Raw genomic sequence first — 20,242 nt, forward strand, 5'->3', positions numbered from 1 at the left:
CGAGTCATGCTGATCGAGTAGCCCGCGAAGCGGGCGTATCGAGATCCACCACTGTCAGAACCTGAGTCTGCAGACCCATCTTTCTGAGGACGGTGGGTCTCGATACGCCCCTGCGGGGCTGCTCGACCACCATGGGCGGCGCGTCGGTCAGAGCCCGATCACGCGGACGAGCACGGCCGAGAGGGCGACCGTGCCGGCGAAGCCGGTCGTCCGGGCCCGGCGCTTCGACGGATCCTCGAGCCAGGGCAGGGCGTGCCAGCGCACGACGGCGCCGAACGCCCCGGCCGCCGCCAGCGCCACGAGCGCGAACCACGGCACGAGGGTCACCAGCGTCCAGTCGGCGAGCACCCGCACCAGCAGCAGCACGAGCGCCGATTCGACGCCGCGGGTGAGCACGCGCAGGCGGTCGCGGTCGAGGTGCTTCGCCGTGCGGCGCCAGAGGATGCTCCCGAGCGCGAAGCGGCCGACGGTGAAGACCGTGACGGCGAGGGCGATCAGCGTGGCGAGGATCATGCCTCCTCCTCCAGGACGTGGGCGAGCAGGTCGAGGCCGAGCGCGTCGACCGAGGTCGCGGTGCTCGAATTCACGAAGACGGCGACGCCGCGCTCCCGGTCCATCGCGAGCATGGTCGCGTAGCCGGCGGTGCCGCCGTTGTGCCAGGTCGTCGAGCCGCCGCCCTCCGCCGGGGAGGTGAACCAGGCGAGGCCGATGCGGTCGCCGTCGCCGGCGTCGAAGCGCGGCTCGAGGACGGTCGCGGCCGGGACGCCGAGCGCCGGGTCGTCGGTGAGCAGGGCGCTCGCGTACCGCGCCACGTCCGCGGCGGTCGAGCGGACGCCTCCGGCCGGCGCGTAGCCCTCGAGCGTCCACGGCCCGACCGAGCGGCCGCTCTCGGAGTAGCCCGTAGGCGCGTCCGGCGCGAGCGCGTCCGCCGAGACGGGGACCGAGCTGCCGGTCATCCCGAGCGGCGCGAAGATCCGCTCCCGGACCAGGTCGGCGTAGTCGGCTCCCTCCGCCCGGGCGAGGGTCTGCCCCAGGACGGCGACGCCGAGGTTCGAGTACGCGACCTCGTCCGTCCCGCCGCCGCCGGCGCTCGCCGCCTGGCGCAGCACGTCGTCCGGCGAGAAGGTCGTGTACGGATCGACGCCGCGCAGCTGCGCGACGAGCGTCGCCGCCAGGTCGAGCGGGGCCGAGGAGAGGCGCGGGAGCCCGGAGCGATGGCTCGCCAGCTCCTCCAGCGTGCCGTCGAAGCCGCCCAGCTTCGCGTGGTCGCCGGCGCGATCGGCGAGGGCGACCGTCCCGGCGTCGGCGCTCTGCGCGAGGAGCAGCGCCGTCATCGTCTTGGTCACCGAGCCGATCTCGACCTCCGTGCTCTCGTCGGCGCCGAGTCCGGCGAACCGGACGCCGTCGGGAGTGACGACCGCGGCGACGAGCCGGTCGCGGGTGCCGTCGGCCCGCTCGGACAGCCACTGCGCGATGGCGGCGTCGCCCGTGCGCTCGTCCGAGAGCCGGGGGGCCTGCGGGCGCAGCAGCACCCCGCCGGCGAGCACGGCGACGGCCGCGGCGGCGGCGATCACGCGGGTTCGGGTTCTCATCGGGGACCTCCTGCGGCGAGAAGGATCGTCAGCAGGGGCACCCGCCGCTCGGGCGGGATGCCGTAGCGCCCGCGCCCGCGCGCCTCGAGCCAGCCCGCCGCGACCAGCTGGTTGACGTGGTGGTAGATCTGGCCGGTCGTGCCGGCACCCTCGCTCTCGGCGAGCTGCGCGACCGTCTCGACTCCGCCCGCGACGGCCTGCAGGAAGCGCAGCCGCACCGGACTGCCCAGCGCGGCCAGCGCCGCCGGTCCCGGGCTCGACCCCCAGTCGCGCTCGAAGAACGCGTCGGTGCTGAGGCCGTACTGCCACTCGACCGGCCCGGACGGGGTGGCGACGGCCCCCGCGAACACGACTCCGCCCGGCGAGGGCAGCCGCTCCTTGAGCGCGCTGAGCGCCCAGAACGGGTCGTCCTGCGCAGGGGCGCCGGTGGCGGCGGTGCCGGGAGGAGCCGCGACGAGCGCGTCCCCCTCGAGCCGCGCCACCCGCTCCCGCAGCTCGTCGAGCTCGCCGGCGAGATCACGTTCGGAGGTCATACCTCCACTATTGCAAACATTCCGTAAGCCCGGAACCCGCACTCCGGTCCCGGCGCCCACTCCTCAAGAGTTGTCGTACGCGCTTCCCGAGTACGACAACTTCTGCGCACCCGACGCACCCGCGGAGACTCGCCCGCCCCACTCCTCAAAAGTTGCGGTAGCGGCGCGCGACTACCGCAACTTCTGGAGAGTGGGGCGGGCGCTGCGGGCTCTGGGGCGTGGGCAGGCATGCGCGGGCACCCGCCGCGGGGCGCGGGCGAACGCGCGCGTCGACTCCTCAAAAGTTGCGGTAGCGGCGCGCGACTACCGCAACTTCTGGAGGCTCGGGCGGGTGCCCCGGCGGGCTGTGCGGGCGAGTCCTCCGAAGTTGCGGTCGTCGAGCGCGACTACCGCAACTTTTGAGGGGTGGGGCGGGCTCCGGAGCGGAGCCGCCCCGCGTCAGGCGAAGCGGGAGGGCAGCACGGCGCCGTTCACGGCGCGCAGCTCCTCGAGGGGCACCGTGAAGAGGCCCTGGACCTCGACGACGGGGGACTCGGCGTCGGTGACGCCGATCCGGAGGACGGGGTAGCCGCGGCCCTCGCAGAGCCCGCGGAACTTCACGTCGTCCTCGCGCGGCACGGACACGAGCACGCGGCCGGTCGACTCCGAGAAGAGGGCGGCGGTGGCGTCGACGCCGTCGCGCTCCATCAGCTCGTCCAGCCAGATCCGCACGCCGACCCCGAAGCGCAGCGCGGACTCGGCCAGCGCGACGACGAGGCCGCCGTCGGCGAGGTCGTGCGCGGAGGCGATCAGCGACTCGGTCGAGCCGGCCGCGATCAGCTCGGCCAGCGCCTTCTCGGCGGCGAGGTCGAGCTGCGGGGGACGCCCGCCGAGGTGGTCGTGCACGGTGCCGGCCCAGGCGGAGCCGTCGAGCTCGTCGCGGGTGACACCGAGGAGGTAGACGTTGTCACCCTCGTCCTGCCAGCCGGACGGGATGCGGCGGGCGACGTCGTCGATCACGCCGAGCACGCCGACGACGGGGGTCGGGAAGATCGGCACGTCGCCGGTCTGGTTGTAGAACGAGACGTTGCCGCCGGTGACGGGGATCTCCAGCTCGAGGCAGGCGTCCGCGAGCGCGCCGACGGCCTCGCGGAACTGCCACATCACCTCGGGGTTCTCCGGGCTGCCGAAGTTGAGGCAGTCCGAGACGGCGACGGGCGTCGCTCCGGTGACGGCGACGTTGCGGAAGGCCTCGGCGAGCGCGAGACGCGCGCCCTGCGCGGGGTCGAGCTGGCACCAGCGGCCGTTGGCGTCGGTGGCGACGGCGAAGCCGAGTCCGGACTCCTCGTCGACGCGGACCATGCCGCCGTCGTCGGGGTAGCTCAGCGCGGTGTTGCCGAGCACGTAGCGGTCGTACTGCGAAGTGATCCAGCTCTTGTCGGCGAGGTTCGCCGAGCCGAGCAGCGCGAGGGTCTCGGCGCGGAGGGCGTCGCCCTCGGTCGAGCGCGGCAGGCGCGAGGAGGAGTCGGCCTGCAGGGCGTCGAGCCAGGCGGGGTAGGCGATCGGGCGCTCGTAGACCGGGCCGTCGACGGCGACGGTGCGCGGGTCGACGTTGACGATCTCCTCGCCGTGCCAGTTGATGATGAGGCGGCCGGAGTCGGTGACCTCGCCGAGCACGCTGGTCTCGACGTCCCACTTGCGGACGACCTCGAGGAACGCGTCGAGCTTCTCGGGGCGGACGACCGCCATCATCCGCTCCTGCGACTCCGACATCAGGATCTCCTCGGCCGTCAGTGAGGGATCGCGCAGCAGCACCGAGTCGAGCTCGATGAACATGCCGCCGTCGCCGTTGGAGGCGAGCTCGGAGGTGGCGCAGGAGATGCCGGCCGCGCCGAGGTCCTGGATGCCCTCGACGAGGTCCTTGCGGAACAGCTCGAGGCAGCACTCGATGAGCACCTTCTCGGCGAACGGGTCACCGACCTGGACGGCCGGGCGCTTGGTCGGGCCGCCGTCGGCGAAGCTGTCGGACGCGAGGATCGACGCGCCGCCGATGCCGTCGCCGCCGGTGCGCGCGCCGAAGAGCACGACCTTGTTGCCGACGCCGCGGGCGTTGGCGAGGTGCAGGTCCTCGTGGCGGAGGACGCCGACCGCGAGCGCGTTGACGAGCGGGTTCCCCTGGTAGACGGAGTCGAAGTACGTCTCGCCGCCGATGTTGGGCAGGCCGAGGCAGTTGGCGTAGAAGGAGATGCCGGCGACCACGCCGTGCACGACACGCGCGGTGTCGGGGTCGTCGATGTCGCCGAAGCGCAGCGCGTCCATCACGGCGACAGGGCGGGCGCCCATCGAGATGATGTCGCGGACGATGCCGCCGACGCCGGTGGCCGCGCCCTGGAACGGCTCGATGTAGCTGGGGTGGTTGTGGCTCTCGATCTTGAAGGTGACGGCCCAGCCCTCGCCCACGTCGACCACTCCGGCGTTCTCGCCCATGCCCACCATGAGGTTCTTCTTCATGGCGGGCGAGACCTTCTGCCCGAACTGGCGGAGGTACATCTTCGACGACTTGTAGGAGCAGTGCTCGCTCCACATCACCGAGTACATCGCCAGCTCGCCGCTCGTGGGGCGCCGGCCGAGGATCTCGCGGATGCTCGCGTACTCGTCGGGCTTCAGCCCCAGCGCCGCGTAGGGCTGCTCCTTCTCGGGAGTGACGGCCGCGTTCGCGGTGGTGTCGGGAACGGCGATGCGGGCGTCTGCGGTGCGGCTGTCTGCCATGTGCTGGAGGCTCCAGGAGAGAGGGTGGGGATGCGCGACGATCCTACCGGGGCGGGCGGTCGGCGCTCGGGGGCGGCCTCTGGGCGTCCTTCCCGTCGATCGGGCACCGCCTAGGATCGGCCGGGTGGAGCGGGGGATCGGCACGGCGCGCGGAAGCGAGACGGCGCGGGCCGTCGGCACGACACGCGGAACCGGCGCGGCGAGGGCCGCGGCCGTCCTCGCGACCCTGCTCTGGGCGCTCTGGCAGTGCTTCGGCAACCTGGGCGCCGCGAACATCTCCTCGGACGAGCCCGTCTACCTCTCCGCCGGCTGGAGCTACCTGCACGGCGACATGACGCCCAATCTCGAGCACCCGCCGACCGCGAAGTACCTGATCGGACTCGCGCAGGTCCTGCTCGGCGAGGGCCTGCTCGCGGGGCGGATCGCGGCCGGCGCGGCGACCCTCCTCACCGGCGTCATCCTCTGGTTCTGGCTGAAGCGCGAGCTCGGCACCGTCCTGGCGCTGATCCCGGCCGGCCTGTTCCTCCTCTTCCCGCGGACCACCGCGACCGGCGGCACCCGGATCGACCGGCTCGCGCTCCTGGAGCCGTTCATGGTGCTCTTCGCGGTCGCCGCGATGGCCGCCGCCTGGACCTGGGCGCGACGCGGGGCGGCGGGGGAGCGCAGTGGTCGGCTGATCGCCGTCGCCGGCGTCCTCTTCGCGCTGTCGGTCACCTCGAAGCTGACGACCCTGGCGCTGGCGCCGGTGTTCCTCGTGCCGCTGCTGCTGATCGGCGACCGCCGCCGGGCGCTCCGGGGCTTCGCGGCCTTCGCGCTCGCCTTCCTCGTGACCGCGGTGCTCGCCTACCTGCCGGTGCACCCGGTCGAGGCGATCCGCTACCTGCTCGACTTCCAGAGCGAGCACAACGCGAGCGGGCACATGATCGACGTCGCGGGGGCGCCGTACCGCTTCCCGCCGTGGTGGGCGAACCTCTGGTTCATGCTGTCGGGCGTCGGTCCGGCGGCGCTCGCCGTGCTCGTGCTCGGCGGACTGCTGGCGCTGCTCGCGCCGCGGCGGCGGGCGCTGGTGCTATACCTGGCGGGCGCGACGCTGCTCCTGCTGGTGTTCCACCTGCTGATCAGCGCCGTCGCGCTGCCGCACTACTACGTGGCGTGGGCGTGGCTGCTCTGCGTGCTGGCCGGGGTGGGGATCGCCGAGGCGCTGCGCGACGGGCTCGTGCTGCCGTGGCGGATCGCGCGGCCGGCCGGTGTCCTGCTGCTGGTGGCCTCGCTGGTGATCGCGGCGGCGACCTCCGTCGGCATCGTGCAGGAGCGGCCGACCGGGATCGCGCGGGTGGCGGGCGCGCTGCACGAGCGCGGGCTCGACGGCGGGCTGGTGCTGGTGCAGGGGATGTCGTCGGGGGTCTACGTGCCCTACATCGGCGATCGGTACACGACGGATCCGGCGTCGGAGGGGATCGTCGCGATCGCGATCGAGGAGTCGGCGCGCTTCCCGCTGGATCCGCGGGTCGAGGAGTACCTGGCGACCGATCCGACCGTGGTGCAGCTGGACGAGCTGCGGCTGGTGCTCACGGACGGCCCGCTGCCGGCGGAGTGACCGGGGTGTGCGCGGATGCGCTGCACAACATCAGCTGAGAAGGGGGTGCCTCCGCTGTGGGGCGAGGGACTCCCTTCTCAGCTGATGTTGCGCGCGGGAGTTCGTGATCAGGCGGAGCGGCAGGGCCCGGAGTCGACGGTCGCGGTCAGCGACGGCGCCTCGGCGGCCACCGGTCCGAGAACCGAGAGCGGGATCGCGTAGCCGACGTTGTCGACCGAGGCGGCCTTGCCGAACACCACGCCCGAGACGGTGCCGTCGAGGGAGAGCAGCGGTCCGCCGGAGTTGCCCTGGTTCACGAGGGCCGCGAGCGTCAGCACCTCGCGCGAGGTCGGCGCGCCGTCGACCATCAGCGAGACGGTGGCGTCGGAGGAGATCTGCGCGGCACCGAGGGTCAGCGGGCCGCCGAACGGGTAGCCGGCCACCACGCCGTCGTCCCCGGCCAGGACCGCGTCGTCGAGGGCGAGCGGCGCGGCGGAGAGCCCGTCGACCGCGATGACGGCGAGGTCGGCGGCGGCGTCGAGGTAGACGACGCGGCCGGTGCGCGGCGGCTCGTTCGGCGCCTCGACCACGGGCTGCGAGACTCCGGCCACCACGTGCGCGTTGGTGATCACCCGGTCGTCCGAGACGACGAAGCCGCTGCCGGTGACACCGACATCGCAGGCCCAGGCGGTGCCGGAGACTCGCACGACCGAGTCGGTCGCGGTCGCGACCTCGGGGTCGTCCGTCGCGACGCTGGGGATGACCGGCGCCTCGGTCGGGGCGTCGAGGGCCTCGACAACCCAGGAGGTGCCCTCGTCGACGACGGTCGACTGCAGCTGCGCGAGGAAGCCGCGGACCGGGTCGGGCGTGAGGTCGTCGATGGTGCGGATGACGGTGGAGCCCGCGACGGAGGTGGTGACCAGTGGGACGCCGAGCAGCGAGACCGCCGAGGTGACGGCGATCCAGACCAGCCCGGTGATGGCGACGCCGGCGACCCCGCCGGCGAGGCGGTCGAGCAGGCCGAGCTTGACCTTGTCGGCGCCGCGGCCGAACACGGCGCCGATCGTCGCGCCGATCGCGTAGCCGATGCCGAGCAGCAGCACCGCGGTGCCGATCACGGCGAGCAGCCGCCACTCGCTGCCGGCCGCCCAGGCGGAGACCGCGGGAACGGCGAAGGAGGCGGCGATCGCCCCGGCGACCACCCCCGCCAGGCCGCCGAGCGTGCGGAGGAAGCCGCGGCGCAGGCCGTCGACGAGCGCGCCGATGAGGCTCAGCACGACGACGGCGTCGACGATCACGGATGCGCCCATGCGGAACTCCTCGCGGGTCGGGATCCTCCAGCATGACCGACCGCGGTTGCGGGGACACCCGGAGGACCCTGCGAGTCCCGGGCTCGGCACGCTGTTCGAGAGGACGCGGCTGGGCCGCGCGATGCCGGTCGAGAGGACGCGGCTGGGCCGCGCGATGCCGGTCGAGAGGACGCGGCGGGGCTGCGACATGCTGGTCGAGTAGCCGCGCAGGGGCGTATCGAGACCCGTCGTCCTCAGCAGGCCGGGTCTGCAGACTCTCCTCCTGGCGATGGTGGATCTCGATACGCCCGCTCCGCGGGCTACTCGATCAGCATGACTTCCCCGTACGTGCCGCCTAGAAGAAGGAGATGCAGTACGGCGCCGCGATCGGCGCGAAGAAGCGGTCGACGCTCTCGTGGTCCGCTTCCGCCAGCGTCACCGCTCCGGCCCGCGCCAGCGTGGACGGGCGGGCGGAGCCGAGCAGCAGCGTGCCGAGGTCGGCGACGTCAAGCGACAGGGTCGCCGCGTCGTCGCTGCGCTCCACCCGGCCCTCGCCGCCCTCGACCGTGATGCGGTAGGTCCCGTCGACGAGGCCGAGCTCGTCGCGGACCGCGAGCACCAGCGTGCCGTCGCTCGTCCACGGCCGCGCACCGAACGCCGCCGCCACGTCGAGCACGCGGGTCCAGATCAGGTCGGCGACCTTCGTCACCTCCACGACGCGCGCGTCGCGCAGCGCCCAGGTCAACGGGTCGTCGACGGGAGCCATGTCCCAGGTGACGGTCGAGGCGAGGTCGACGGCGCCGAGGAAGCCCCAGAGCCCGAGGTAGGCGTCGGCGGTCGCGGCGACCAGGTCGACGACTTCGAGGGTTCGGTCGTCCTCGTCCGGCCCGACGGCCTTGTAGGTGACGTAGCCGTCGAGCCGGCCGTCGGCGTCGAGGTGCACGGCGGAGCGGACGGCGCGGCCCGGCGCGGTCTCGCCGGGCTCGGTGCCGACGGCGTTCGCGGCGTAGCGCGACTGCCGGGTCAGCGAGCCGGGGGTGCGCGCGTGGAAGGCGCGGAAGACCTCCTCGACCCGCGACTGCAGCCAGGTCGTCGCGACGACCTCGACGCGGCCGGCCGGCTCGACCTGCAGAGCGAAGCGCGGGCCGGTGTCGACGCGGATCGAGCGGGTGAACGCCGAGCGGCCGAAGCCGAACCGGCGGTAGATCGAGGCCTCGCTCGCGGTGAGCACGGCGACCGCGGCACCCGATTCGCGGGCCAGGCGCAGGTCGTCGGTGATCATGGCGCGGAGGATCCCGCGGCGACGGTGCGTGGCCCGGACGGTGACCTGCGAGACGAGGTGCGCGGCGAGCTCGCGCCCGCGGCCGACCTGCAGCGACCCGGGGAACGCGGCGTAGGTGGCGACGGGGACGGACTCGCCGTCGATGCCCTCGGGGGAGGCGGAGTCGTGCACCGCGGTCAGCTCGCGCTGGTCGGCGACCATGTGCTCGGCCCAGTCGCGCCACTGCTGCGGCGTGTACTCCTTCTCGTGGAACCCCGCGTTGATCGCGGTGCCCCAGGTGGCCGTGGCGGCGTCGGGTCCGCCCTCGGCGGTCAGGGCGGCGGGGAAGCGACGGAATTCGAGACCGGGAAGGGACATCCGTCCAGCTTAGGCACCCGGCCTGCGCGGGTGCTCCGGGGGCCGGAGCGGCGGTCGCTCGGCGCACGCCGCGTGCTCGCGGGTCCACCTCCGGCTCGTGGAACCGCGTCGGGCTCGCTGCATCCGCCCGTTTTCGCGAGCCGAGGGCGTTTCCACGTGCCGGAGGTGTGGCTCGGGGAGCTCCGGCTCGTGGAACCGCGGCGGGCTCGCTGCACCCGCCCGTTCTCGCGAGCCGAGGGCGTTTCCACGTGCCGGAGGTGTGGCCCGGGGAGCTCCGGCTCGTGGATTCGGGTCGGGCTCGCTGGATCCGCGCGTTTCGGCGTGCCGAAGGTGTTTCCGCGTGCCGGAGGTGTGGTCGGGGGAGCTCCGGCTCGTGGAAACGGGTCGGGCTCGTCCGATCAGCGGGCTTCCGCGTGCCGAGGGTGATTCCGCGTGCCAGAGGTGCGGCCCAGGAGCTTCGGCACGCGGATTCGCGTCGGGCTCGCTGGATCCGCGCGTTTCGGCGAGCCGAAGGTGTTTCCGCGTGCCGGAGGTGTGGCCCGGGGGAGTTCCGGCTCGCGGATTCGCGTCCGGCTCGCCGGATCAGCGGGTTCCCGCATGCCAAGGCCGGTTCCGCGTGCCCGAGGTGGGTCAGAGGGCGCGCCAGCGCTTCTCCAGCGCGTCGTCGACGGCCTCCGCCAGTGCGGCGAGCGCCCCGGGGTCCGGCGCCGCCGCCACGACGCGCGCGCAGGCCGCCGCGATCACCGCGCACCGCCGGGGCAGCGTCGCCGTGAAGGCGCAGTCGCGCAGCAGCAGGAGCACCCGCTCGGCCGGCGCCTCGACCGCCAGCGCCAGCAGCAGCCGCCGCTCGAACGGCGCCTCCGGCACCATCAGCCGCCAGAAGCCGTCCGCGTCCTGGAACGCCGCCGGCGGATCCGGCACCCGGGCCAGCAGCGCGAGCGCCGCGGCCAGCCCGTCGATGTCCGCCCGCGCGACGAGCCCGCGCAGCCGCGACTCCGCATCCGCCCCGGGACCCGGCCCGAGGGTCACCGCCGCGAGCGCGCGCGCATCGAGCCGTCGCTCCGTCTCCTCGTCCGGCACCGTCTCGTCCGCCGACCACCACGAGAGCAGCGGGGTCGCCGCCACGGCGAAGTCGCCGGGCCGCCGCTCCAGCGCGATCAGCAGGTCCTCCGAGGCGGCCAGCGCCACCAGCGCGTCGACGTCCACGGCGAGCACGGTCCCCGAGGTGGACGGCAGCACGAGGTGCCGCCCCGACGGCGGCACGATCTCCGCCCGGGTCCGCGCGCCGGGCCCGCGGGTGCTCGCGCGCAGGATCGCCGCCTCGAGTGTGTCCGAGCCCGTGTCCGAGCCCGCCCGCGCCGCACCGCCCCCGAAGATCCGTCCACCGCGCGCCATCCCGCCACGCTACCGTCGGCGGCATGACCCGCCTCGTCGCCCTCCTCCGCGGAGTGAACGTCAACGGCCGCACCGTCCGCAGCGCGGACCTCGCCGCCACCGTCGCGAGCGTCGGCGGCACCGCCGTCCGCACCGTGCTCGCCAGCGGCAACGCCGCCTTCGACTCCGACCGCGACCCCGCCGAGCTGAAGCCCGCGCTGGAGGCGGCCCTCGGCGAGCGCTTCGGCTACGACGCCTGGATCGTCCTCGTCACGCAGGAGGCGCTCGCCGCGGCCGCCGCCGCCTACCCGTTCGAGCGGATCGACGAGACCGCGCACCCCTACGTCGTCTTCGGCTCCGACTCCGCCGCCCTCGACGCCGCCGAGTCCGCGATCGGCGCGACCGACCCGGATGTCGAGCTGCTCGCCCGCGGCGACGGCGTCCTCTACTGGCGCTGCCCGAAGGGCTCCTCCACCGACACTCCGGCCGCGAAGATCCTGGCCCGTGCGGTCTTCCGCTCGACCACGACGACCCGGAACCTCCGCACCGTGGAGAAGCTCGTCACCGCCTGAGATGCGGACCGCGCAGCCCTTTCCGGCTGAGAACCCGCACATTCTTTGGTTAGGCTGTCCTTAGTGCACGGCGTCCGTCGCCCGTTGCGCGCCACGACCACAGCCTTCCGAAAGGGAACAATGCCCCGCGCCACCAAGTCGCTCGCGCTCGTCACGACCGCCCTGCTCACCGTCGGCCTCGCCGGCTGCTCGTCCGCCGCGGCCGGCTCCGACACCGCCGACAGCGACTTCACCCCGATCACCATCGAGCACGCGCTCGGCACCACGACCATCGAGTCGCAGCCGGAGCGCGTCGCGACCGTCAACTGGGCCAACCACGAGGTCCCGCTCGCGCTCGGCGTGGTCCCGGTCGGCATGGCCGCCGCGAACTTCGGCGACGACGACGGCGACGGACTGCTCCCCTGGGTGTCCGAGAAGCTCGAGGAGCTCGGCGGCGAGACTCCCGTGCTCTTCGACGAGACCGACGGCATCGACTTCGAGGCCGTCGCCGACACGCAGCCCGACGTGATCCTCGCCGCCTACTCCGGCCTCACCCAGGAGGACTACGACACGCTGACCGAGATCGCGCCCGTCGTCGCCTACCCCGAGACCGCCTGGGGCACCTCCTGGCGCGACACCATCACCTTCAACAGCGAGGCGATGGGCATGGCCGACGAGGGCGCCGCGCTGATCGGCGAGCTCGAGACCGAGATCGAGGAGAAGGTCGCCGCGCACCCGCAGCTCGCCGGCGCCTCGGCGATGTTCCTCACCCACGTCGACCCGACCGACCTCAGCCAGGTCAGCTTCTACACGACGCACGACACCCGCCCGGCCTTCTTCGAGGACCTCGGCCTGACCACGCCGGAGAGCATCGCGACCGCCTCGGCCACCACCGACGCGTTCTCACTCACCCAGAGCGCCGAGCAGGCGGACGCGTTCAACGACGTCGACGTCATCGTCACCTACGGCGACGACGAGCTCGTCAACACCCTCAAGGCCGACCCGCTGCTCTCGCAGATCCCGGCCGTGCAGAACGACGCCATCGTCCGCCTGCCTTCCACCCCGCTCGGCACCGCCGCGAACCCGACCCCGCTGTCGATCTCGTACGTGCTGGACGACTACCTCGCCATGCTGGCCGAGGCCGCGGACAAGGCGGCGTGATCCACTCCCGCCCGACTGCGTGAGCTCCGACCGCGTGACCCTCACCGCACCTCCCGTCTCGGGTGCCGCCGCCGTGCGGCGCCCGAGGCGTCTGCGCGCCCTCTGGCTGCTCGTCTCGCTGCTGGTGCTGGCCGGCGTCGCGGTGGTCTCGGTGATGATCGGCTCGCGCGACGTGGCCTGGAGCGACGTGGTCGCCGCGTTCGGCGGCTCCACCGACGGCTTCGGGCAGGCCGCGGTCGCCAAGCGCCTCCCGCGCACGGTCCTCGCCGCGGTCGCGGGCGCCGCGCTCGGGGTCGCCGGCGTGCTGATGCAGGGCGTCACCCGCAATCCGCTCGCCGACCCCGGGATCCTCGGCGTCAACACCGGCGCCTCGCTCGCGGTCGTCACCGGCATCGTCTTCTTCGGCCTCTCCACCGCGACCGGCTTCATCTGGGTCGCGATTGGCGGCGCAGCGGTCGCCGCCGTCTTCGTCTACGTCGTCGGCTCGCTCGGCCGCGGGGGAGCGACGCCGCTCAAGCTCGCGCTCGCCGGCGCCGCCACCTCCGCCGCGCTCGTCTCCGTGATCAGCGCGATCGTCCTGCCGCGCGCCGACCTCTCCGGCGGCATCCGCTCCTGGCAGATCGGCGGAGTCGGCGGCGGCACCTTCGCGAGCATCGGGCAGGTCCTGCCCTTCCTCGCCGTCGGGCTCGCGCTCTGCGTGCTCTCGGCGAAGAGCCTCAACACCCTGGCGCTCGGCGACGAGCTGGCGGCCGGCCTCGGCGAGCGCGTGGCCCTGGCCCGTGGCGCGGCGGCCCTCGGCGCCGTCGTCCTCTGCGGAGCGACCACCGCGGTCACCGGGCCGATCGGCTTCGTCGGGCTGGTCGTCCCGCACGCCTGCCGCCTCATCGTCGGCGTCGACCACCGCTGGCTGCTCCCGTTCTCCGCGGTCGCCGGAGCGGTCCTCCTCATCGGCGCGGACGTCGTCGGCCGGATCGTCGCGCGCCCGAGCGAGATCGACGTCGGCATCATCACCGCGCTGATCGGCGCCCCCGTCTTCATCGCGATCGTCCGTCGGCAGAAGGTGCGCGAGCTGTGACCTCCGTGCAGTCCCGGCCCGCGGCCCGCTCCGCAGCGCCCTCCGCCACCGCCCTCGCCGTCGCGGCGAGCCGCCGACGCCGCGGGGCCCGCCGCCGCACCGTGGTCGCCGCGCTCGTCGCGCTGCTCGTCGTCGTCTTCGCCGTCTCGCTGATCGTCGGCCAGACGATCTACTCGCCGGCCGAGGTCGTCCGGGTGATCCTCGGCGAGCAGGTCCCCGGCGCCTCCTTCACGGTCGGACGCCTGCGGCTGCCGCGCGCGATCCTCGGCGTGCTCGTCGGCCTCTGCTTCGGCCTCGGCGGCGTCGCCTTCCAGACGATGCTGCGCAATCCGCTGGCCAGCCCCGACATCATCGGCATCAGCGCCGGGGCGAGCGCCGCCGCGGCCTTCGCCATCGTGACGCTGTCGCTCGGAGCGACGCAGGTCTCGGTCCTCGCCATCGCCGCGGGCCTCCTCGTCGCGCTCGTCGTCTACGCCCTCTCCTACCGCAGCGGAGTCGCGGGCACCCGGCTGATCCTGATCGGGATCGGCGTCGCCGCGATGCTCGACAGCGTCACCGCCTACGTGCTCTCCCGCGCCGCCGCCTTCGACTTCCAGGAGGCCAGCCGCTGGCTCACCGGCAGCCTCAACGGCGCCCGCTGGAGCGAGGTCGTGCCGGTGCTGATCGCCGTGGTCGTCCTCACCCCCGTCCTGCTCGCCCGCTCGCGCGACCTCTCCGGCACCCAGCTCGGCGACGACACCGCCTCCGCGCTGGGCATCCGGGTGAACCGCACCCGCCTCGTCGTCATCGTCGCCGCGGTCGGCCTGATCGCCTTCGCCACCGCGGCGGCGGGCCCGATCGCTTTCGTCGCCTTCCTCTCCGGCCCGATCGCCGCGCGGCTGGTCGGCCCCGGCCGCTCGCTGCTGATCCCGTCCGCGCTGGTCGGCGCGCTGCTCGTGCTCGTCGCCGACTTCGTCGGGCAGTACGCGCTGGGCCTGCGCTACCCGGTCGGCGTCGTCACCGGCGTGCTCGGCGCGCCGTACCTGATCTACCTCATCGTCCGCAGCAACCGATCGGGAGGCTCCCTGTGACCGCCGAGCACACCCTCACCGTCGACGCGCTCACCCTGGGCTACGGCGACCGCACCGTCGTCCAGGGACTCGACCTCGTCGTCCCGCCCGGTCGGATCACCGCCATCGTCGGCGCGAACGCCTGCGGCAAGTCGACCCTCCTGCGCTCGATGTCACGACTGCTGGCGCCGCGCGCCGGCACCGTGCTGCTCGACGGCAAGGCCGTGCACAGGACGCCCGCGAAGCAGCTCGCGCGCACGCTGGGCCTCCTGCCGCAGTCGCCGATCGCTCCGGAGGGGATCACCGTCGCGGATCTCGTCGGCCGCGGCCGCCACCCGCACCAGGGCATCCTCAGCCGCTGGAACGCGCACGACGACGAGGCCGTCGCGACCGCGCTCGACGCGACCGACACCGCCGCCCTCGCCGACCGCGCGGTCGACGAGCTCAGCGGCGGCCAGCGCCAGCGGGTCTGGATCGCGATGGCCCTCGCCCAGGAGACCGACCTGCTGCTGCTGGACGAGCCGACCACCTTCCTCGACGTCAGCCACCAGGTCGAGGTGCTCGACCTCCTCGTCGACCTCAACCGCAACCGCGGCACGACCGTCGTGATGGTCCTGCACGACCTCAACCTCGCGGCCCGCTACGCCGACCACCTCGTCGCCCTCGCCGGCGGCACCGTGCACGCCGCCGGCACCCCCGCCGAGGTCCTGACCGAGGACACGGTCCGCGCCGTCTTCGGCCTGGACAGCCGCATCATCACCGACCCCACCTCCGGCACCCCGCTGATGCTCCCGCTCGGCCGCCACCGCCTGACCGCCGGCCCGGACGAGGCCGACCTGCAGCCCCTCGGCTGACCGCCCGAGTCGCGCGTCTCTCCCGGCCGACGAGCCTGTGATCCGCCGAGTCGACGCGTAGTGGGGCCTGCTGCTCGACCAGCGCCCATCCCGGGTCCGCTCGCGGGCTGCGCCGCGACCGAGTGGACGCGAACCGGGGTCCGCGACCGAGCCAGGGCCCGGTCCGCGTCCGTTCGGGAGCGCGGCGCCCGGACAGCTGCGAGACACGGGGCCGAGGCCGACCTGCATCCCCTCGGCTGACCGCCCGGCGCGGATCTCCTCCCCAGGCGTGAGATCCCTCCGTTCTCCACGAAGTTCAAGCCCACCCTGACTCTTGAGCAGCAGGGTGGGCTGGAATATCCTGATGACCAGGCCGCAGAAGTACCGCGACGTCACGAGGTTCCTTCGCTCGAAAGGGTGGGAGCGCACCCGGCAGCGAGGGAGCCACGAGACGTGGAGCCCCGCCGAGGGCGGGGCGACCATCACCCTCGTGCAGCACAGGGGCGAGGTCTCGCCCGGCGTCGTCCGCCAGCTGCAGGCGGTCTTCGAGGACACCCCGAGCGATTGGAACCGACCATGACGAGCGGACCCCGGGTCCTCGCGGCCCGCGCCTACCGGGACGGCACTCCCTGGTGGACCATCGAGATCCCCGAGCTGACGTCGACCGCGCCGAACGGCGTCGAGATCGTCGCGACCGGAGGTGCGGTCTCGACCCGGGGCATCCCGGCTGCCGCCCGCGAGCTCGCCGCCGTGCACCTCGACGTCGGAGTCGACGAGGTGGACGTGCAGGTGACCGTCGAGGCACCGCCCGAGGTCCTCGCGATCTGGAACGAGGGCGCCCGCGCCGAGGAGGCGGCCCGCGCGGCACTCCGGCACGCCGGCGCGCTCCGCCGCGAGGCCGTCCGCTCCCTCCGCGCCGACGGCTACACCGTCGAGGCCGTCGCAGCCGCCCTGCGGATCAGCCCCGCCCGCGTCTCGCAGCTCGCGGCCACCCCCGATGCGGGGGACGCCCTCGCGGAGACCGCCTGACGGGCCGCACAACGAAGGCCGAGCGCCCGGGATCGCCCGGAGATCAGCGGATCCGGTCGTCCGGCCTTCGTTCCGGGGACGACTCCGCGCGCACCGGCGCGCACACGCCGCGCAGACCGTCCGGGGCCCGCAGATGTCGGACGTGTAAACGGTTCCAGACGGCGACCGGGGGGCGTATACGATACCCGGTGTCCGCGCGGACGGCCTGTCGACGGCGGAGCCCGCCGCACCCGTGCCCCGACCAGAGGTCCTCCCCGCTGTGACTGCTTCACCGACGCGCCCCGACGCCTCCGCCCTCGGCCGGGCGAAGGCGCTGCTCTTCGACCTCGACGGGGTGCTCACCCCCACCGCCGACGTGCACATGCAGGCCTGGGCCCGCCTCTTCACGCCGTACCTCGAGTCGCGCGGCATCGCCGAGGGCTACACCGACGCCGACTACTTCCGGTACATCGACGGCCGCCCTCGCTACGACGGCGTTCGGGCGCTCCTCGCCTCGCGCGGCATCACCCTCCCCGAGGGCTCGCCGAGCGACGACCCCGCCCTCGAGACCGTCTGCGGGCTCGGCAACCGCAAGAACGACGCCTTCAACCAGACCCTCGCCGAGAACGGCGTCGCTCCCTACCCCGGCTCGCTCGCCCTGGTCGACGCCGCGATCGCCGCGGGCGTCGAGGTGGCCGTCGTCACCTCCTCGCGCAACGGCGTGCCGGTGCTCGAGGCCGCGGGGATCCGCGACCGCTTCGAGGTCGTCGTCGACGGGCTGCTCGCCGCCCGCGACGCGATCGCCGGCAAGCCCGCGCCGGACACCTACCTGCACGCCGCGCAGCTGCTCGGGCTCACCGCCGCCGAGTGCGTGGTCGTCGAGGACGCCCACTCCGGAGTCGCCGCCGGCCGCGCGGGCGCCTTCGGCCTCGTCGTCGGCGTCGACCGCGGCGTCGGCCGCGACACCCTGCTCGAGCACGGCGCCGACATCGTCGTCGACGACCTGGCCGAGCTGCTCCCCTTCCTCCCCTCCGCCCCCGCCCCCGAGGACGCCGCATGAACCCCATCACCTCCGACCCGCTCGACCGCAACCGGTTCCCGGTCGACGAGTGGTCGCTGATCGAGACCGAGTTCGCCACCGAGCTGCAGGGGCGCACCGAGACCCTCTTCGCGACCGGCAACGGCTACCTGGGTCTGCGCGGCAACGTCGAGGAGGGCCGCGACGGCTACGCCTACGGCACCTTCATCAACGGCTTCCACGAGACCTGGCCCATCCGGCACGCGGAGGAGGCGTTCGGCTTCGCCCGGGTCGGCCAGACCATCGTCAACGTGCCGGACGCGAAGATCATCCGCCTCTACGTCGACGACGAGCCGTTCGTGCTGAGCGAGGCCGACGTCCTCGCCTACACGCGCCGCCTCGACTTCGCCAACGGCGTGCTCACCCGCGAGCTGGAGTGGCGCACCCCCTCGGGCAAGCGCGTGCTGATCCGCTCGCGCCGCCTGGTCTCCTTCACCGACCGGCACCTCGCGATCCTCGACTACGAGGTCGAGATGCTCGACCACGACGCCTCGGTGCTGATCTCGAGCCAGATCCTCAACCGCCAGGACGGCGTCGACGAGTACCACGCGCCCTCGGGCAGCGAGGCGGCCGGCTTCGACCCGCGCAAGGCAGAGTCGTTCGAGGACCGGGTGCTGCAGCCGCAGCTCAAGCGGGTCAGCGGCACGCGCTACCTGCTCGGCTACCGCACCACCAACTCCCGGATGACCGTCGCCTGCGGTGCCGAGCACGTGCTCGAGACCGAGAACGAGTGGGACCAGACCTCCCAGATCGACGACGACCTCGCCAAGCACGTCTACCGGGTGAAGGCGAAGGCCGGCGTCCCGGTGCGCCTGGTGAAGACGCTGACCTACCACACCTCGCGCGGCGTCCCCGTGCGCGAGCTCGCCGACCGCTGCGACCGCACGCTCGACCGCGCCCGCGAGACCCCGGTGGAGGAGCAGTTCAGCAAGCAGCGCGAGTGGCTCGACGACTTCTGGACCCGTTCCGACGTGCAGATCGACGGTCAGCCGGCGATCCAGCAGGCCACCCGCTGGAACCTCTTCCAGCTCGCGCAGTCCACCGCCCGCACGGACGGCGGCGGCGTCGCGGCCAAGGGCGTCTCGGGCTCCGGCTACGGCGGGCACTACTTCTGGGACACCGAGGTCTACGTCCTCCCGTTCCTCAGCTACACGGCTCCGCTCGTGGCGCGGAACGCCCTGCGCTTCCGCCAGAACATGCTCGAGGCGGCCCGCTCGCGCGCGGCCGAGCTCAACCAGCGCGGCGCGCTCTTCCCCTGGCGCACCATCAACGGCCAGGAGTCGTCGGCCTACTACGCCGCCGGCACCGCGCAGTACCACATCGATGCGGACATCTCGTATGCGCTGATGCAGTACGTCGGAGCGACCGGCGACGACGACTTCCTCGCCCGCGGCGCGATCGACATCCTGGTCGAGACCGCGCGGATGTGGGCCGACCTGGGCTTCTGGCGCAGCAACGGCGACGACCACTTCCACATCCACGGCGTCACCGGGCCGGACGAGTACACGACCGTCGTCAACGACAACCTGTACACGAACGTGATGGCCCGCTCGAACCTGCGCGCGGCCGCCCGCGCTGTCGAGCTGCTGAAGGCCGTCGAGCCGTCGGCCTACGAGCGGATGGTCGCCCGGCTGCTGCTGGACGAGGACGAGGTCATCGAGTGGGCCCGCGCGGCCGACAAGATGCACATCCCCTTCGACGCGCGCGCCGGCATCCACCCGCAGGACGCGGCGTTCCTCGAGAAGGAGCTGTGGGATCTCGAGAACACCCCGGCGTCCAAGCGCCCGCTGCTGCTGCACTTCCACCCGCTGGTGATCTACCGCTTCCAGGTGCTCAAGCAGGCCGACGTGGTGCTCGCGCTGCTGCTGCAGGGCAACGAGTTCACCGCGGAGCAGAAGCGAGCCGACTTCGAGTACTACGACGCCCTGACCACCGGCGATTCGACGCTGTCGGCGGTCGTGCAGTCGATCATCGCGGCCGAGGTCGGCTACAGCGACCTGTCGCGGCACTACTTCCTCTCGGCGCTGTTCGTCGACCTCGCCGACCTGCACCGCAACACCGCCGACGGCATCCACGTCGCGTCGACCGGAGGCGTCTGGTCCGCGCTGGTCTACGGCTTCGGCGGGATGCGCGACCACGGCGGGCGGATCACGCTCGACCCGCGCCTCCCGGACGACTGGGACCGCCTGACCTTCCGCATCACGCTGCACGGCACGCGGGTGCGGGTCGAGGTGACCCAGCAGTCGGTGCTGCTGACCGTCGAGGACGGCGACGCCGCGGCGATCACCGTCCGCGGCGAGCGCGTGCACGTCGAGTCCGGCAACCCGGTCCGCGTCGGCCTCGGCCACCAGGGCCCGCGCCTCACCGGCGCGCCGACCACCTCCGACATCGAGGGCACCCGCCGCTCCGACGGCACCGTGATCACCGCCTCCATCCCCACCATCTCGATGACCCCGGAGCCCGAGGTGCTGACGGGCCCGTAGCCCCTCCTCGCGACCGAGCGGCTGCGCAGCCGCCCCCTCACTGATCGAGCGGCTGCGCCGCGCTCCCTCTTCGACGCACCGGTCCACGGAGCGGGCGCCGTCCATGCTGATCGAGTAGCCCGCGCAGCGGGCGTATCGAGATCCACCACCGCATGCACGCGGGGTCTCCTAGGAAAACATGGTGACCTCAGGCCGCGGCTCGTGGTGTGAGTTGGACGTCGTAGCCGAGGGATTTCAGCTGGTTGAGGGCCTT

Annotated in this window: 17 protein-coding genes; 10 read left to right on the plus strand and 7 right to left on the minus strand. The window is 73.3% G+C overall.

Annotated elements, in window-relative coordinates; genetic code table 11:
- Positions 1 to 147: 147 nt before the first annotated feature.
- The 4 genes from EDF35_RS20055 to purL form a co-directional block, all read right to left on the minus strand.
- Positions 148 to 513 (minus strand): hypothetical protein, encoded by a 366-nt coding sequence (locus EDF35_RS20055; RefSeq protein ID WP_133963611.1) that lies wholly within the window; start codon positions 511 to 513, stop codon positions 148 to 150.
- Positions 510 to 1,592: a serine hydrolase domain-containing protein gene (locus tag EDF35_RS20060; RefSeq protein ID WP_133963612.1), complete on the minus strand. Its 1,083-nt coding sequence runs from the start codon at positions 1,590 to 1,592 to the stop codon at positions 510 to 512. Before EDF35_RS20060 ends, EDF35_RS20055 begins: the two co-directional genes overlap by 4 nt.
- A complete protein-coding gene (locus tag EDF35_RS20065; protein ID WP_133963613.1) occupies positions 1,589 to 2,125 on the minus strand; it encodes a winged helix-turn-helix domain-containing protein in 537 nt (178 codons plus the stop codon). The genes EDF35_RS20060 and EDF35_RS20065 overlap by 4 nt, the downstream gene beginning before the upstream one ends.
- A 438-nt stretch (positions 2,126 to 2,563) precedes the next feature.
- Positions 2,564 to 4,873, minus strand: a complete 2,310-nt coding sequence (purL, locus tag EDF35_RS20070; RefSeq protein ID WP_123447094.1) for a phosphoribosylformylglycinamidine synthase subunit PurL — start codon at positions 4,871 to 4,873, stop codon at positions 2,564 to 2,566.
- Positions 4,874 to 4,997: 124 nt separating this feature from the next.
- On the opposite strand from purL, the gene EDF35_RS20075 reads away from it, so the two are divergent.
- Entirely contained in the window at positions 4,998 to 6,470 is a 1,473-nt protein-coding gene (locus EDF35_RS20075; RefSeq protein ID WP_166674189.1) for a glycosyltransferase family 39 protein, read from the plus strand.
- Between the two features lie 107 nt (positions 6,471 to 6,577).
- Here the strand turns inward: EDF35_RS20075 and EDF35_RS20080 are convergent, their stop codons facing one another.
- The 3 genes from EDF35_RS20080 to EDF35_RS20090 all read right to left on the minus strand — a co-directional run bounded on the left by EDF35_RS20080 (position 6,578) and on the right by EDF35_RS20090 (position 10,772).
- Positions 6,578 to 7,759: a MarP family serine protease gene (locus EDF35_RS20080; protein ID WP_166674190.1), complete on the minus strand. Its 1,182-nt coding sequence runs from the start codon at positions 7,757 to 7,759 to the stop codon at positions 6,578 to 6,580.
- Between the two features lie 334 nt (positions 7,760 to 8,093).
- Positions 8,094 to 9,377, minus strand: coding sequence for a GNAT family N-acetyltransferase (locus EDF35_RS20085; RefSeq protein WP_133963616.1), 1,284 nt, complete (start codon positions 9,375 to 9,377; stop codon positions 8,094 to 8,096).
- 630 nt (positions 9,378 to 10,007) lie between these two features.
- Complete coding sequence (locus EDF35_RS20090) at positions 10,008 to 10,772, minus strand: DUF2254 family protein (RefSeq protein WP_133963617.1); 765 nt, start codon at positions 10,770 to 10,772, stop codon at positions 10,008 to 10,010.
- Positions 10,773 to 10,795: 23 nt separating this feature from the next.
- On the opposite strand from EDF35_RS20090, the gene EDF35_RS20095 reads away from it, so the two are divergent.
- The 9 genes from EDF35_RS20095 to EDF35_RS20135 all read left to right on the plus strand — a co-directional run bounded on the left by EDF35_RS20095 (position 10,796) and on the right by EDF35_RS20135 (position 19,989).
- Entirely contained in the window at positions 10,796 to 11,323 is a 528-nt protein-coding gene (locus EDF35_RS20095) for a DUF1697 domain-containing protein (protein WP_123734295.1), read from the plus strand.
- 120 nt (positions 11,324 to 11,443) lie between these two features.
- Positions 11,444 to 12,463 (plus strand): iron-siderophore ABC transporter substrate-binding protein, encoded by a 1,020-nt coding sequence (locus EDF35_RS20100; RefSeq protein WP_133963618.1) that lies wholly within the window; start codon positions 11,444 to 11,446, stop codon positions 12,461 to 12,463.
- Between the two features lie 19 nt (positions 12,464 to 12,482).
- A complete protein-coding gene (locus tag EDF35_RS20105) occupies positions 12,483 to 13,538 on the plus strand; it encodes an iron ABC transporter permease (protein WP_243840075.1) in 1,056 nt (351 codons plus the stop codon).
- A gap of 5 nt (positions 13,539 to 13,543) precedes the next feature.
- A complete protein-coding gene (locus EDF35_RS20110) occupies positions 13,544 to 14,608 on the plus strand; it encodes an iron chelate uptake ABC transporter family permease subunit (protein WP_133963627.1) in 1,065 nt (354 codons plus the stop codon).
- Complete coding sequence (locus EDF35_RS20115; RefSeq protein WP_123734297.1) at positions 14,605 to 15,441, plus strand: ABC transporter ATP-binding protein; 837 nt, start codon at positions 14,605 to 14,607, stop codon at positions 15,439 to 15,441. Before EDF35_RS20110 ends, EDF35_RS20115 begins: the two co-directional genes overlap by 4 nt.
- Before the next feature lie 343 nt (positions 15,442 to 15,784).
- A complete protein-coding gene (locus tag EDF35_RS20120) occupies positions 15,785 to 16,000 on the plus strand; it encodes a type II toxin-antitoxin system HicA family toxin (protein WP_133963619.1) in 216 nt (71 codons plus the stop codon).
- Positions 15,997 to 16,449, plus strand: coding sequence for a hypothetical protein (locus EDF35_RS20125; RefSeq protein ID WP_133963620.1), 453 nt, complete (start codon positions 15,997 to 15,999; stop codon positions 16,447 to 16,449). The genes EDF35_RS20120 and EDF35_RS20125 overlap by 4 nt, the downstream gene beginning before the upstream one ends.
- A 259-nt stretch (positions 16,450 to 16,708) precedes the next feature.
- Positions 16,709 to 17,488, plus strand: coding sequence for a beta-phosphoglucomutase family hydrolase (locus EDF35_RS20130; protein ID WP_133963621.1), 780 nt, complete (start codon positions 16,709 to 16,711; stop codon positions 17,486 to 17,488).
- Positions 17,485 to 19,989: a glycosyl hydrolase family 65 protein gene (locus EDF35_RS20135; protein WP_133963622.1), complete on the plus strand. Its 2,505-nt coding sequence runs from the start codon at positions 17,485 to 17,487 to the stop codon at positions 19,987 to 19,989. Before EDF35_RS20130 ends, EDF35_RS20135 begins: the two co-directional genes overlap by 4 nt.
- Positions 19,990 to 20,242 lie beyond the last annotated feature (253 nt).

This window comes from Rathayibacter sp. PhB151 (assembly GCF_004366415.1).
GTDB lineage: Bacteria > Actinomycetota > Actinomycetes > Actinomycetales > Microbacteriaceae > Rathayibacter > Rathayibacter festucae.